The organism is Snuella sedimenti (genome assembly GCF_016428595.1).
Taxonomy (GTDB): Bacteria; Bacteroidota; Bacteroidia; order Flavobacteriales; family Flavobacteriaceae; genus Snuella; species Snuella sedimenti.
This window is the reverse complement of record NZ_JAELVQ010000006.1, coordinates 52,183-66,220: the sequence shown is the minus strand read 5'-3', so window position 1 is coordinate 66,220 and position 14,038 is coordinate 52,183. Positions and strand designations below refer to the sequence as shown.

Genomic DNA, 14,038 nt, shown 5'->3' with positions numbered 1-14,038 from the left:
TGTTTATGAAGAACTATATAGTAAAAACAGTTTTACTACTTTTTTTAAGTGCCAGTATTTTTTCCTGTAAAACAGGTCAAACAGCTTTAGAAGGTCTAAGCTTTAAAGAACAATTAAAGGTTTTATTCCCATCAGCCAAAATTAGTGCTATACAAGTGAATGATCATTTTAAAGAAGCGTATCAACTAATTTTAAAGCAGCCTTTAGATCATGATAACCCCTTAAAAGGCACTTTTGATCATTATGTGTATGTGTCACATTCAGGTTATGCGCAACCAACTGTTTTAGTAACCGAAGGGTATAGTGCCAAACATAAAACATACGAATTAAGTAGCATCCTTAAATCCAATCAGGTTATGGTGGAGTACCGGTTTTATGGAAAATCAAGACCCAATCCTATACCGTGGGACTATTTAAAAAACGATCAGGCAATAGAAGATTACCATACAATCGTAAATAAACTAAAACGTTTGTATAAAAATAAATGGATTTCTACAGGAATAAGTAAAGGCGGTGAAACAGTACTAATATATAAATCAAAATACCCAAAGGATGTCGATGTAGTAGTACCCTACGTAGCACCCTTAATTAACACACAGGAAGATATAAGAACAACTCAGTTAATTAATACGGTTGGAACTAAGGATTGTAGAAAAAAGATCGTTGGTTTTCAACGTTTGGTGCTAAAAAATAGAGAAGAGGTATTGAAAGAAATGAGATCTTTTGTTGAAGAAAAGAGCATGAACTTTACAGAGGTGGGCATTGAAGAAGCTCTTGAATATGCGGTTTTAGAGTTTCCTTTTTCGTTCTGGCAGTGGGGCGGTATTTGTGAAGGGATTCCTAATGATAGTGTATCGGCCAAAGAACTTTTTAACTACCTTAATAAAGTAATTCCTATTAGTTTTTATAACGATGAAACCTATTACGACTTATTGCCTTCTTATTATCAACATATGGTGGAATTAGGTTATTACGGATTTGATTTTTCTCCAGTATCGGATTTGTTAAAGATGGTAAAAAGTACATCGAACAAGCGATTTGCTCCAAAAAATGTAGATTTGACCTATGATGCAGAGTATATAAAAACAGTAAGAAGCTATGTGGAGAATAAGGGCAGTAGAATTTTATATATTTATGGAGCCAATGATCCTTGGGGAGCCTGTGCCCCAAATCCAAAAACGAATATCGATGCATTAAAAATGGTCTTGAAGGAGGGTGATCACAGAACAAGAATTAAGCACTTTTCTAAAGAAGACCAACAAAAAATATATGCTAAATTACAAAGCTGGTTGGGTGAAAATATTCAATTAGCTCCATTAAAAACAGAATAAGTATGAAAACAATAGGTGTTGGAGGTTCAAGTATTCAAGAAGAATTAGATAAAATAAGGCCTAAAGCACATTTAGCTAAACCTATTGAAAAGGCTGAGTTTCAAACAAGAATAGATAAGGCCTGTAAGTTAATGAAGACCGAAAATGTAAATGCCATTTACCTACATGCAGGAACCAATTTGTTCTATTTTACAGGTACGAGATGGGGTGTTAGTGAGCGTATGGTTGGCGCCATTTTGTTTTCAAACGGTACATTGCATTATATAGTGCCAGAATTTGAAAGAGGTACTGTTTTAGACTTTATGCAGATTGAGGGAGAAGTACATGGTTGGCACGAGCATGAATCGCCTTATGCTTTGTTTTGTGATGTTTTATCCCAGAATGGAATAACAGAAGGTGCTATTTATATAGATGAAACAACACCTTTTTTTGTGACAGATGGGATTCTAAAAGTTGGGGCATCCTACACTTTAGTGAATGCAAATGCCATTATTTCGGGTTGTAGAACAATGAAATCGTCGGCAGAAATAGCTATTATGCAAGTTGCCATGGATATTACCATGGAAGTACAAAAAGCAGCAGCAAGAATTATGCATGTGGGAATAAGTGCAAAAGCGGTCGAAGATTTTATTCATGAAGCTCACAAACGTTATGGTATTGCCTCTGGATCTTATTTTTGTATTGTACTCTTTGGTGTAGATTCGTCTTTTCCACATGGGGTGAAATCACCAAAAAATTTAGAGGAGAACGATATGGTTTTGGTGGATACTGGTTGTGTACTCCACGACTATATTTCCGATATTACACGTACCTATGTTTTTGGAGAACCAAACGATTTGCAACGCCGAATCTGGAACATAGAAAAGGAGGCGCAGCTAGTTGCTTTCCAAGCAGCACAACTGGGAGCGACTTGCGATGCGGTCGATAGCAAGGTAAGGGAGCTTATAGCATCTTATGGCTTGGGACCTGATTATAATTTACCAGGATTACCCCATAGAACTGGACATGGTATTGGATTGGATATCCATGAATACCCGTACATTGTAAAAGGGAATGCTACGGTGTTAAAACCCGGTATGTGTTTTAGTAATGAACCCATGCTTTGCGTGCCTAATGAATTTGGTGTTCGTTTAGAAGATCATATTTACATGTCCGAAAATGGTTCTCAGTGGTTTACAGAACCCGCTCTTTCAATAGAAGATCCGTTTGGTTTGGCGAAACCTTAAAAAGTTATATTAACAAGAGGTGTCGGCAATGATTTTCCACTCGCCTTCTATTTTTTTCAAAATGATCATAAAAATACCATTGGCGTTACCAATGTCACGGGTTAAATGGTATTCGCCCATCACATAGTAGGCACCGTCATCTATTTTTGTAACCGCATTAATTTTAAAATTCAAATGACCCATATGCGCCTTGGTAGGATAACTCTTTTTGTAACGTGCCAGGGTGTTTTTCCAGCCGTTCGTAACCCCGTTGCTACCGTAAAATTTTAACGAATCACTTTTCCAATAACTGGACATAAAGGTATCAATGTCGTTGTTGTTCCATGCTTGTCTTTGGTCTTCGATTAGGTTAAGAATGGCTGTTTTGTCTTTTGATTCTAAGGTTTGTGCTTGAGTGTTGAAACATACAACTAAACACAGAATACATATAAGTCTTTTCATTTTTTAAAAGGAAATTTATGAAGAGTTCTAAAAAGTTCATTCTGAATGAAATGAAGAATCTACTTAAAAGATTAATTTTTATTATTATAAGGTTCTTTGCTCTGCTCTGAACGTTAATATAAATCACTTCTTAGATAACTTCGTTATGATCGACTAAAAATAACTAATTTTTAAGTTCTGAAAAGCTGTTTCTGTGTTTATTTTAAAGAAGACTACAGCGCGTTCTTTTGATGTTTAAAAAAGGCATCAGCTTGTAACTGCAGAAGTTCCCGGGCTTTTTTACGTTTGTAATTGTATAGTTCGTCCTCTTGTTTTATATCTTCATAAATTCGGTCGTTAATAGCATTTTCTGTTCTCAGTAATACATCTCTTTGGCTTTTGTTTTGAAGTACTATTGTTTTTACAGCCGTTTCTTGGTCTTCGAGTTTAAAATCATAAGCACTTTTTGGAGCTAATAGTTTAGCGATGATGGGAGCTGTTTCAATAGCTAGAAAGAGTAGAAATATAAAAAATGAAGGTAGCCAGGGGAGTTTGTTCAATGCATTAATGCGCGCCATTAAGCCATCAAAATTATTAATAATGGGTTGTGATGTTAAGACTTGTGTTTCATAATCACCTTTAAGGCCTGCAATTTGTGTTTCGAGAGTAGTTATTTTTGTTTTGTTCTCCGCTTTTAGTTGCTGTAATTCGGTTAGTAGCGCATCATGTTTATCACGTTTTTCTTTATAAACAGGTCCTTTACCTTTTAGTTTGGTACCTGCAGAGCCTTCTGCTTCTGCTATGTATGTTTCATATAGCGCATTTACTTCGGCCTCCTTAGTGTCTATTTGTTGTTGGAGGCTTGTGATTTCTTTATTCAGATTGTCTATAGAAGGATCAAATTGTTTGGCTATTTGCTGTTTGTTAAGCAAAGTGAGTTCATTTTTCTGTTCTAATAATACTTGATTGATCTCTTTTTCGAAAATTTTTAGTTCTAGCGGCTTTGCTATAACAATGGCAATAATCACAGCCAATACAATTCTGGGAGCTGCCTGAAGAAGTTCATCCGTAAAAAGATCACTTTTTTTAATGGTAGAAACAATATACCGATCCAAGTTAAAAATGAGTAAACCCCAAATAAGTCCGAAGAAAATAGCAGTATAAAGATTGTCAAATACCATGTATAGTGCATAGCTGGCAGCTATAAAAGCCATAACGGCCGTAAAGAAAACCGTGGCACCAATACCCACATATTTATTTTGTTCGCCTTTAGAGCAGTGTTCTAAAATAGCGGTGTCTGCACCCGAGCAGATAATGAAAAATTGCTTTAACATAACGTGATTGATTTTTGATTGACTGGTTATTAGAACGTTAATAAAGGGGAAATGTTACATTTTATGCGCCAAAAAATCCGGTCAAATTTCATTTAACCGGATTTAGACTGCATATTAGTTTAAGCGTGATTTTACAAATTACATCAATTTTTAATTGATTTTTTTCTTGATGCATCTATTTCTTTGCCATTCACAATAACAATGAAAGAAGCGTTTATGTATTCATCACTATTTGCCACATCAAAATAAGCTTCACCCTCTAGCTCTACTTTACGTATTTGACCTTTGACGAACTTAGCTGGATATTTTAACTTAGCCCCTGATCCTAGAAAAACTTTCGTACCGTCTGATAATTTTAGCTCAAATTTGCCACCATCAGGAACGGTTAAATAATTGTAGGCAATGTTTTCTGCTTTAGATAACGAGCTGTACTGTTTGTATAGTAACATCACTTCTTTATAAAGGTTATGTAATTCGTCAAGTTTACTTTCACCGGTTTTGTAGCCCTGCACAGCTTCCATATAGGTTTCAGCTTTTTCTTCATATTTTTTCCTGGCATCTAATAATGTTTTTGAAGGGTTTTGTGGTTCAGCCGGCGTTGGTGGGGGAGGTGGAGGAGGAAGGACTAATTGATAAAATTGTGTGACCGACCTTTTTTGCGCCTCGGACATTTTATCATAAATATGTTGTAAACGAACCAGATCTTTTTGTTTTATGATGCGCTGACGTTCAGGGAGCGCATTGAGTTTTTTTACAAATTGTTTATATTCTGTGATCTCTTTGTCTGTTGCTTTTTGTTGGCTATTTTGTATTAAATCATTGGTATATTTTGAAATAAGCATTAGGTCATTGCTATTGATAATATAGTTGCTGCTTTTTGGAATTCTTATGGTTATAGAATCATGATCCTCTTTGTCTGTTGCTTTTTGAGGTGATATTGTATGCGGTGATCCTGAATACCCACGCATTAGCTCCCCTTTTTTGTTTGTAAAGTGAAGCGTGTCAGCAGAAAAGGAAATGCCTTTAAATGAATTAGCATGCTCACTACGCTCATCCATTTCTATATAATTGGCTTTTACTTCTGTTATTGAGGTATTTGCCTTTTCTACTTCTTTTTTGAGGTCGAACAGAAAAGCGTTAGATAAGGTTCCTTTTACTTCCACATAAACCCTGGGTTCTGCATTACTTTGATGGTTGATCTTTTGGAGTTCATTCGAAAGGTCTTTAAGAAGAACCTGTTTATTATTAATACTAATAGTGTTGTTCTCGTCGATGTGTATTGTTATTTTATCAGAGGATGTTCCTTGTTCTGTAGCTTGAGGACTTAGGTTTTTTTCAACAATAACTTTACTACTAAAACTATAGATTAGAATAGTGAGTAAAGGCAAGACGAGTAGACGTCGTAGCCATAAGGCTAATTTGGATGTTTGTGTTTTCATAACTGTAAATCGTTTTTTGATTAATGAATGATTGATGGCGTGCGCCAAGGGTGAGTAGGAGGCATTTGATGAGAATGCCAGTAAAATATTTTGATATGTAGGGGTTGCAATACCCTTATTGATAACGGTTTGATCTGCCAGAAACTCATGGTTTAACTTCATGCTGCGTTTTACCAAATATATTATTGGATTGAACCAAAAGACAATCAGGATAATTTCTATAAATAACACGTCCAGACTGTGCTTTTGAACGGCATGGGCTTCTTCATGTAACAATATGGCTTTGGGGATTTGTTGCGCTTCGAATTTGTATTTGTTTAAAAAGACATAACTTAAAAAAGTATGGGGAATAACGGCTTCTGCCAATAAAACATTGGTGACCCTTTTGGTTTTGTACTTTGGGTTTTGTCTTATTTTATAGCCTATGTCAAATAGATTTTTAATGAATTTAAAGCTAAAAAGCAAAACGCCAAGACCATAGATGCTCCATAAAATAACGGGCCAGTAATTTTGTTGCGGGGCTACTATATTGGCCTGGAAGGGTATATTATTGGAAACCACTAGAGGTATTTCTTCGGGGATTACTTTTATGTATTCCGTAAACGTTATGGTAGGAATAATCATTGAAGCCAGTAAGGCGCCTATTAAATAAAACCGCTTAAAAAAGTGCATGTCCTCTTTCTCTAAAAGGAGTTTGTAAACAGCATAAAGAATACCTAAGCAAATACCGGATTTTAAGACATATAAAAGCATGATTACTTCTTTTTTATTTCACTATCAATGAGTGTCTTTAGGTGTTCCAGTTCTTCTTTAGTTAAATTGGTTTCTTTGGTGAAGAAAGAAGCAAATTGGGAAGCACTATCATTAAAAAAGGTTTTTATAAGACTGTTTACATGCTTGGAGAAGTAAGCTTCTTTTTTTATCAAAGGGAAATATTCCCGCGATTTACCAAAAACTTTGTAGTTAATAAACCCTTTCTCCGTCATGCGTTTTAAAAGGGTTGCAATGGTTGTGGAAGCCGGTTTGGGTTCGGGATACTGGTCTAGAATATCTTTCATAAAAGCTTTTTTTAGCTTCCATAAATAATTCATTAGTTCTTCTTCGGTTTTCGATAATTGCATGTCTACAAATTTAGAATGTGTTCTACAAATGTAGAATAAATTTTTTAATTCTACAAGTGTAGAGCCTAAAATAGGTTTTAAAGCCTTTGTTGTGTGACTTTTGTAACATTCTATGCGGCACAAAAGGATTAATTTTAATGGTATAAAACAGGAAATTATGAAAACAACAGTAGTCGTTGGTGGAAATTTTGCAGGAATGACCGCCGCTTTGGAAATAAAACGAAAAGGCAAAACAGGGCACAGGGTAATAGTGGTTGATAAGTCACCATTGTTTTTGTTTATTCCTTCTCTGATTTGGGTGCCTTTTGGAAGACGGGAGGTAAAAGATATTTCATTCAGGAAGGATGCCGTACTAGCAAAAAAGGGTGTTGATTTTTTAAATGCTGAAGCCATTAAAGTGGATGCTAAAAAGCAGGTTGTTGTAACCGATAAAGGCGATGTGTCTTACGATCATTTAGTTATTGCAACGGGTCCCAAAGTGAAGTACGATGTGGCTCCAGGTGTTAAGGAGTTTGCCCATTATATTGGTACGCCTAATGGGGCCATGAAAACCCGAAAAGCCCTTGAGGAATTTAAGAAAAATCCTGGGTCTATTGTTATAGGAGCTACCCAAAATGCTGGTTGTATGGGGGCTGCTTATGAGTTTTTGTTCAATATAGAGAAATGGTTGCGCGAACAACATATAAGAAAGCAAGTGGATTTATACTGGATTACTCCCGAGACTTATTTGGGACACTTCGGAATTGATGGTATAACAGGTGGTGAAACCATGTTAAAATCCTTTATGAAAATGTTCAACATTCACTATCGTACCGAAGTGGGGGTAAAAGAAGTTTTTAAAAATAAAGTATTGCTTAGTTCTGGAGAAGAATTACCTAGTAGGTTTACCATGCTCATGCCTCCGTTTGTAGGTGTCGATTTTGTTTCGAACTCTCCCGATTTGCATGCAACAGCTAACGGCTATTTACCGGTAGGGGAAGACTATAGGCACTTAGACTACAACAACATTTGGGCAGCAGGTATTGCTGTGGATGTAAAATTACCTTTTAAGCCTGGTAAAATACCGTTTTCAGGACCTAAAACAGGCTATCCATCAGATGAAACTGGAAAAATTGTGGCAGAGAATATCATACGGGTAACCAATGGAAAATCAAAATTGAAGAAAAAAGCTTGGGGTAGGATTCCCGGAATATGTGTTATGGATGCTGGTAAAAAAGAAGTGATTATTTTGAGCGATACGTTGTTTAAACCTCGAAAGTTTGCCATTATGATTCCAAATATCTTTTACGATTTCTCTAAAGTACTTTTTGAAAAATACTTTCTTTGGAAAACGCGAAGAGGCTATTCACAGTTACCATAAAGAAACGAACCGTAGTAATTTTTAAGCAGACTTTTTTTGAGAACGGAGGCTTTCAATAATTACTGTTGATAGAATGATGAGTCCACCAAAAAAAGTATTCCAGGTGGGGATCTCACCCAAAAAAATAAAAGCGATAACGATTCCCAAAATAGGTTGCATACTATTAATGATGCTAGCGGTACTTACTGTAAAATGTTTTAAGCTGTATATTAGCATGGTATGTCCAACTGCTGTGGTAAGTATTGCAAGAAGGATAACATATGGGAACTGGGTATTGATATTGGACGCATCCAGTATAAATAATGTAGGGAATAATACAATACTTATAACAAACATTTGATAAACCATAACAGATGAACCGCTATAATGCGTTACAAGCTTTTTGGAAAGTATGTTTCGTAAGGCATAGCACAAGGCCGAGAATAATCCAAATAATATACCCCTTACATGTGTGTTCTCAATATCAAATTCAGGAGCTAACAAATAAATGCCAAATAGAACCATGAGCCCTAAAACAATATATATGGGGTCAAACTTTGTTTTTATAAATAAGGGCTCTAGTAAAGCTGTAAATATTGGATAAACAAAAAGGGATAGCATACCAATGGCCACATTGGATAATTTTAAGGCATAGAAATAAGTAATCCAATGGGTGCCTAACAACAGGCCACTAATAATAGCTGGTAACAAATCCCGTTTAGAACGAATGGTTAAACTAATATGTTTATATCGACAGAAAAAATATAATAAAAGCAATGCAATAATAGAACGCCACCAAATGGTAATGGGGATGGGGAGATCTATAAACCTCCCTAAGGCTCCCGATGTACTTATAAAAAGCGTTGCAAGTAAAAGTTGTAAAAGGTGGTTGAGGTGCTGGTTTTTCATTTAACGGTTGAATGGTTTTTCATTAATCCAGTGAAAGTCTCTAGAATCTAATAATAAATCCTTTTTTCTTAGTTTGATTTCCAAATTATAAAGATAAAGATCACCTTTAAGGGTTAGAATTTCATTGTTTAAGAGTTCGTATTTGAAATTGTAAGTTTCAGATTTGGTTCCTGGACTATAAATCATCACTTTTTTATTTATAGTATCAGTTTTAAATTTGAAAGAATGGTTTACATCATTCATGGTTTTTGCTATAGCATGATTTGCTTGCTCAATAATTAAATAACGCCACCTTTCTGTATCTGTAATTAATGGTTGAAGTGTATCTCCTTCTTTAATGTATTCTGTTACTTCCCATACACCATAAAGAGGCGGTTTATTAGTGTTGCTTTTACCTCTATTGTTGCCGTATGATTGCACAAAAAATATGCTAAAAAAAGCTATGATTAGAATACATTTCGTCCAAAGGATTATCTTATGGTAGGTCTTATTTTTTATGGGATTGAAATAGTCATAAGACCTAATAGGCTTATTGGTAATAAATATTTTTATAAATCGTTTAAGGTCTGTACTAAAAATAAATAATGCCATTAGGGTTAAATGGATCGAAAATATCTTAACAGGAATATCATAAGTAAAATTCATTATAACAACATGTGTCATAACCCCCATTGTTATGAATGCTCCAAGTGTAGACGTTCTTCTTGGAATTAATAATAGTCCTCCAATAATTTCCATCAACCCCATAAAGAGATTGTATCCTTTTGAGTACCCCAGATACGTCCAGGCGAGGCCCATAGGAGAGAAATTGCCTAAAGGTTCTAACATTTTAGCAAGTGATGGGTAGGGAAATTGTAGCTGTATAATTTTTACCGAACCATAAGAAAACATGAAAGAGATTAAAAATATCCTCAGGGCAACTATGAACCAATAAAAGAGCTTGTTGTAATTTTTTCTAGAATTACCCAGCAATATCCAAATTATGGATATGATAATGGCTAAAATTACATTTATAACAAGCGTAACATATGCATATGTGTTATCGCCGCTGCCAAAACCGTTAACATCGTAGCTGTAATTTATGTCTAGAACTGTTTTTCCCAACCATTTAAAAGGTGTTTCGAATAGTCTACTAGAGAACATCAAAAAGATATATAAAGAGAAGTAGGAAAAAACAAACTTAAATAGGTGCTTTTTAGAGGAACTCCAATTTTCTTGATACTCTTGGGTTAAAAGCATGTACTTTTTAATTAAGTAGGTTTATTTTTGTTTTGAGAGTTCTGTAAAATATTTGTAAAAATAGGGAATGGTTTCTATACCCTTTAAGTAATTAAAGATTCCAAAATGCTCATTTGGTGAATGGATAGCATCACTGTCCAAACCAAAGCCCATTAAGATCGTTTTGCTCTTCAATTCTTTTTCAAAAAGAGATACTATAGGGATACTGCCACCGCTTCTTTGCGGGATAGGTGTTTTTCCAAATGTACTTTTGTATGCTTTTGATGCTGCTTGATAACCAATACAGTCAATAGGCGTTACATAACCTTGGCCTCCATGATGGGGTGTTACTTTCACGGTAACGCCTTTTGGGGCAATGCTTTCAAAATGCGATTTGAATAATTGGGTAATTTCTTTCCAATCTTGATGAGGAACTAATCGCATTGATATTTTAGCATAGGCTTTACTCGCAATAACTGTTTTTGCGCCTTCACCGGTGTAGCCGCCCCAAATACCGTTAACATCCAGAGTCGGGCGAATGGAATTGCGTTCGTTGGTGGTGTAGCCTGCTTCACCATAAACAGCATCAATATCAAGAGCCTTTTTGTATGCTTCTAAAGAGAAAGGTGCTTTAGCCATTTCTGCACGTTCGGCTTCTGATAAAATTTCTACCTTGTCATAAAAACCGGGAATGGTAATGTGGTTGTTTTCATCGTGTAAAGAGGCTATCATTTTTGCTAAAACGTTAATTGGGTTAGCAACGGCACCACCATATAATCCAGAATGTAAATCCCGATTAGGGCCGGTCACTTCAACCTCAACATAGCTTAGTCCGCGTAATCCTGTGGTTATGGATGGTGTGTCTTTAGCAATCATGCCAGTATCAGAGATCAATATAACATCATTGCTTAGTTTTTCACGATTAGCTTTAACAAAATCACCTAAATTTTCACTGCCAACCTCTTCTTCACCTTCTATCATAAACTTTACATTACAAGGTAATTGTTTTGTTTTAGTCATGAATTCCAGTGCTTTCACATGCATATACATTTGTCCTTTGTCATCGCAGGCGCCCCGTGCAAAAATAGCACCTTCAGGATGTGAATCCGTTTCCTTTATAACAGGTTCAAAAGGAGGGGAGTTCCATAGATTTAACGGATCGGGTGGTTGTACATCATAATGCCCATATACCAACACAGTAGGCAGGTTTTTGTCAATCATTTTTTCTCCATACACAATAGGAAACCCTTTTGTTTTACAAATTTCTACTGTATCACAACCCGCTTGCTCGAGTTGGGTTTTTACAGCTTCGGCTGTTTTTATAACCTCATTTTTATAGGTGGAATCGGCACTTATGGATGGGATTTTTAAAAGTTCTATAAGTTCATTTAAAAAACGGTCCTTATGCGTGTTAATGTAAGTTTGGATATTTTGCATGGATATTTGTTTTAAAGCGTATCAAAAGTACAAAACATCTGTTAATTGAAATGATTTTAGAAGTAAGAAAGAGTATCATGCTATAGGCTTATGTCGCTATAAGGTCTTTAATTAGCTAACAATTTTGGTTAGTTTGGGAGAGGTATTGTCACTTCAGGAATCCTTGTTTTGTCTTGGTATTGTGAGACTGTTTAAATTCCACCTTTTGGTTTTGTTATGCCCCTTTTTTCACCACTTTTCGTTATAAAAATCCTCATTTAGCGCTGCTAAACTCCGGTTTTAAAGCCTTAATTGGTAAAAAAAATGACCTATAACAAATTTCAAAAACGAATTTTAAACAGTCTCTGTATCTTTTAAAAAAGAAAAGTTTTAGCGCAATTTTTTTATCATAGAAGTATTTGTTTATTAAAACAAATTTATATATTTGCAGTCCTTTTGCGGGCGTGGTGGAATTGGTAGACACGCTAGACTTAGGATTTAACCAAATAAAAGTTCTTAAAATTTTGAAAAAGCGGGCGTGGTGGAATTGGTAGACACGCCAGACTTAGGATCTGGTGCCGCGAGGTGTGGGAGTTCGAGTCTCCCCGCCCGCACTTTTTCACTTAGATATTTTTAATAAAAAGCTTCTCAATTTTGAGAGGCTTTTTTTGTTTAGGTACAACATAGGTACAACATTTCTGTTTTTTTGCTCCTTTAATTTTTATTGATCCTATTTGATTTCTTTTTGGTTTCAATTAAATGACAAATACCTATTTGAAAGAAATAGCAAAAGGTTGCGGTTTGCATTAGGAAATCACCTTTCAGGTAGCCCGGCACACTTTTGCTACAACCGTTATGCTTTCCAATGGAGTGCCTATTGGAACAGTATCGAAATTGTTGGGATACTCCAAGCTTACAACTACGCAGGTTTATGCTCGGGTGGTGAAGAGTAAAATAAGTGAGGACCTCCAAAACCACTTAAGCAGGTTTGAAACGAAAGAACACAACAGGGATATGAAAAAACTAAAAATAATATTTTTTAAAGCCAAAAATAGGACGTCCTTTTAATATGTTTCTCACAGGGTAACAGGGGTGTATTGGAAGGAGTTTTTAAGATTATTAAGTTTTAAAGAATCTTATGGTCTTGGTTAGACCTCAATTTTGTAAATTATTTTTCAAGTAAAGATTCTCCTGTTGCTCTAATTAATCCTTCTAGTTTGTTTATTTCGTTTCTAAGTTCTACACTTATTTTAATATCTGTTTCAACGTCACTTAATAGATTTGATTCTAAAAGGATAATTAATAGTTGTGATAAGGCTTCTTCTTCACCATGTTTAAAATTCAATAATTCATTAATAGGTTCACCGTTGTTTATTCTACTGATAATTATTTTTAGAGTAGTAGGATTATTAAAGGCATCATGGTTAAGATAGTATAAGAAGTCATCCCCAGTTTCAAGGTAGGTATTTATGATTAAATTATAGATGTTATCTGGTAGGTCAATTGTATGTTTTTGTTTCAATTTTTTAATTAAATCATTTCTGAAGCTTTTATCAATAGGTCTTTGAGATTTACTATTGTTTATAAAGTTTATTAGAATTAAACAAATGATAGTTAAAAACACAAAAATCCCAAAGTAATAAAATATACTTTCAAGCCAAGATCTCGTATAAGTGCTTTTTCCCTGAGATTGATATGAACTTATAACTTTAATTCCATTTTTAGCACCATTGATATAGCCTATTGGATTTAAATTTGGATCTATATTGTTTTTTATTATTGCTTCAATTTTGATAATGAAGAAATCATTTACTTCAAGAGGTATTTTGGAAATATGGATTTGATTGTCGTTTTTTAAAAATAAGTCTATGTTATCATCCAAAAAAGTATTAGATGTTTTAATTAATTTGGGACTTTTGATAATTTTAGCATTTTTTAATTCAAATCCAAAAGGGACTTTGCTGTAGTAGTCAGATTCATTTATTCCTTTGTTTCCAATATTTTCAATCTTAATATTTAAAATGATAAGCTTTTCATTACTCTCTCTAAGGTCTTTATTATTGTAGAGGATTTTTAAGCCTTCAACTTTTTCGTTTATTGATATAACATCATTGTTGGTTAATACTTCAAGTAATAATTCAGGATTAGATTTTCTTAGGTAATTTAGGCCTTCTGAAATAAGTAGAAAGGCAAATGATATTGAAATTGAAATTAATATATTTTTTGTCTGTTTGCTCATGTATCTAAACTAAAAGGAAAATGTTTATAATATAAATCTTAATCAG

Annotated in this window: 12 protein-coding genes and 1 tRNA gene; 5 read left to right on the top strand and 8 right to left on the bottom strand. The window is 34.6% G+C overall.

The window, feature by feature from the left end:
• Window positions 1-5: 5 nt before the first annotated feature.
• Window positions 6-1,331 carry a S28 family serine protease gene (locus tag JF259_RS06485; RefSeq protein ID WP_199114498.1) on the top strand — a complete coding sequence of 442 codons (1,326 nt, stop codon included), beginning with the start codon at window positions 6-8 and terminating at the stop codon, window positions 1,329-1,331.
• Between the two features lie 2 nt (window positions 1,332-1,333).
• Window positions 1,334-2,557, top strand: a complete 1,224-nt coding sequence (locus JF259_RS06480) for a M24 family metallopeptidase (protein ID WP_199114497.1) — start codon at window positions 1,334-1,336, stop codon at window positions 2,555-2,557.
• A gap of 9 nt (window positions 2,558-2,566) precedes the next feature.
• Here JF259_RS06480 and JF259_RS06475 read toward each other — a convergent pair whose 3' ends face one another.
• The 4 genes from JF259_RS06475 to JF259_RS06460 all read right to left on the bottom strand — a co-directional run bounded on the left by JF259_RS06475 (window position 2,567) and on the right by JF259_RS06460 (window position 6,871).
• Window positions 2,567-2,998, bottom strand: a complete 432-nt coding sequence (locus JF259_RS06475; protein ID WP_199114496.1) for a YybH family protein — start codon at window positions 2,996-2,998, stop codon at window positions 2,567-2,569.
• 212 nt (window positions 2,999-3,210) lie between these two features.
• Entirely contained in the window at window positions 3,211-4,311 is a 1,101-nt protein-coding gene (locus tag JF259_RS06470; RefSeq protein WP_199114495.1) for a DUF4407 domain-containing protein, read from the bottom strand.
• A 143-nt stretch (window positions 4,312-4,454) separates the two neighbouring features.
• Window positions 4,455-6,503, bottom strand: coding sequence for a M56 family metallopeptidase (locus tag JF259_RS06465; protein WP_199114494.1), 2,049 nt, complete (start codon window positions 6,501-6,503; stop codon window positions 4,455-4,457).
• A gap of 2 nt (window positions 6,504-6,505) precedes the next feature.
• Window positions 6,506-6,871: a BlaI/MecI/CopY family transcriptional regulator gene (locus tag JF259_RS06460; protein WP_199114493.1), complete on the bottom strand. Its 366-nt coding sequence runs from the start codon at window positions 6,869-6,871 to the stop codon at window positions 6,506-6,508.
• A gap of 157 nt (window positions 6,872-7,028) precedes the next feature.
• On the opposite strand from JF259_RS06460, the gene JF259_RS06455 reads away from it, so the two are divergent.
• Window positions 7,029-8,231 carry an NAD(P)/FAD-dependent oxidoreductase gene (locus JF259_RS06455; RefSeq protein WP_199114492.1) on the top strand — a complete coding sequence of 401 codons (1,203 nt, stop codon included), beginning with the start codon at window positions 7,029-7,031 and terminating at the stop codon, window positions 8,229-8,231.
• A 21-nt stretch (window positions 8,232-8,252) separates the two neighbouring features.
• Here the strand turns inward: JF259_RS06455 and JF259_RS06450 are convergent, their stop codons facing one another.
• The 3 genes from JF259_RS06450 to JF259_RS06440 all read right to left on the bottom strand — a co-directional run bounded on the left by JF259_RS06450 (window position 8,253) and on the right by JF259_RS06440 (window position 11,774).
• Window positions 8,253-9,119, bottom strand: coding sequence for a DMT family transporter (locus JF259_RS06450; protein ID WP_199114491.1), 867 nt, complete (start codon window positions 9,117-9,119; stop codon window positions 8,253-8,255).
• Complete coding sequence (locus JF259_RS06445) at window positions 9,120-10,262, bottom strand: DoxX family protein (RefSeq protein WP_199114490.1); 1,143 nt, start codon at window positions 10,260-10,262, stop codon at window positions 9,120-9,122.
• A gap of 117 nt (window positions 10,263-10,379) precedes the next feature.
• Window positions 10,380-11,774 (bottom strand): dipeptidase, encoded by a 1,395-nt coding sequence (locus tag JF259_RS06440; protein ID WP_199114489.1) that lies wholly within the window; start codon window positions 11,772-11,774, stop codon window positions 10,380-10,382.
• 511 nt (window positions 11,775-12,285) lie between these two features.
• Between JF259_RS06440 and JF259_RS06435 the strand changes: the two genes are divergently transcribed.
• A tRNA-Leu gene (locus JF259_RS06435) sits at window positions 12,286-12,367 on the top strand.
• 241 nt (window positions 12,368-12,608) lie between these two features.
• Window positions 12,609-12,821: a site-specific integrase gene (locus JF259_RS06430; RefSeq protein ID WP_394370588.1), complete on the top strand. Its 213-nt coding sequence runs from the start codon at window positions 12,609-12,611 to the stop codon at window positions 12,819-12,821.
• A gap of 100 nt (window positions 12,822-12,921) precedes the next feature.
• Here the strand turns inward: JF259_RS06430 and JF259_RS06425 are convergent, their stop codons facing one another.
• A complete protein-coding gene (locus JF259_RS06425) occupies window positions 12,922-13,992 on the bottom strand; it encodes a hypothetical protein (RefSeq protein WP_199114488.1) in 1,071 nt (356 codons plus the stop codon).
• Window positions 13,993-14,038: the final 46 nt, after the last annotated feature.

Excerpts from the sequence above, each read along its gene's own strand:
- JF259_RS06470 (WP_199114495.1), bottom strand. The coding sequence starts at position 4,311 with ATGTTAAAGCAATTTTTCATTATCTGCTCGGGTGCAGACACCGCTATT.
- JF259_RS06485 (WP_199114498.1), top strand. The coding sequence starts at position 6 with ATGAAGAACTATATAGTAAAAACAGTTTTACTACTTTTTTTAAGTGCC.
- JF259_RS06440 (WP_199114489.1), bottom strand. The coding sequence starts at position 11,774 with ATGCAAAATATCCAAACTTACATTAACACGCATAAGGACCGTTTTTTA.
- JF259_RS06465 (WP_199114494.1), bottom strand. The coding sequence starts at position 6,503 with ATGCTTTTATATGTCTTAAAATCCGGTATTTGCTTAGGTATTCTTTAT.
- JF259_RS06455 (WP_199114492.1), top strand. The coding sequence starts at position 7,029 with ATGAAAACAACAGTAGTCGTTGGTGGAAATTTTGCAGGAATGACCGCC.
- JF259_RS06425 (WP_199114488.1), bottom strand. The coding sequence starts at position 13,992 with ATGAGCAAACAGACAAAAAATATATTAATTTCAATTTCAATATCATTT.
- JF259_RS06480 (WP_199114497.1), top strand. The coding sequence starts at position 1,334 with ATGAAAACAATAGGTGTTGGAGGTTCAAGTATTCAAGAAGAATTAGAT.
- JF259_RS06460 (WP_199114493.1), bottom strand. The coding sequence starts at position 6,871 with ATGCAATTATCGAAAACCGAAGAAGAACTAATGAATTATTTATGGAAG.
- JF259_RS06475 (WP_199114496.1), bottom strand. The coding sequence starts at position 2,998 with ATGAAAAGACTTATATGTATTCTGTGTTTAGTTGTATGTTTCAACACT.
- JF259_RS06430 (WP_394370588.1), top strand. The coding sequence starts at position 12,609 with ATGCTTTCCAATGGAGTGCCTATTGGAACAGTATCGAAATTGTTGGGA.
- JF259_RS06450 (WP_199114491.1), bottom strand. The coding sequence starts at position 9,119 with ATGAAAAACCAGCACCTCAACCACCTTTTACAACTTTTACTTGCAACG.
- JF259_RS06445 (WP_199114490.1), bottom strand. The coding sequence starts at position 10,262 with ATGTTCTCTAGTAGACTATTCGAAACACCTTTTAAATGGTTGGGAAAA.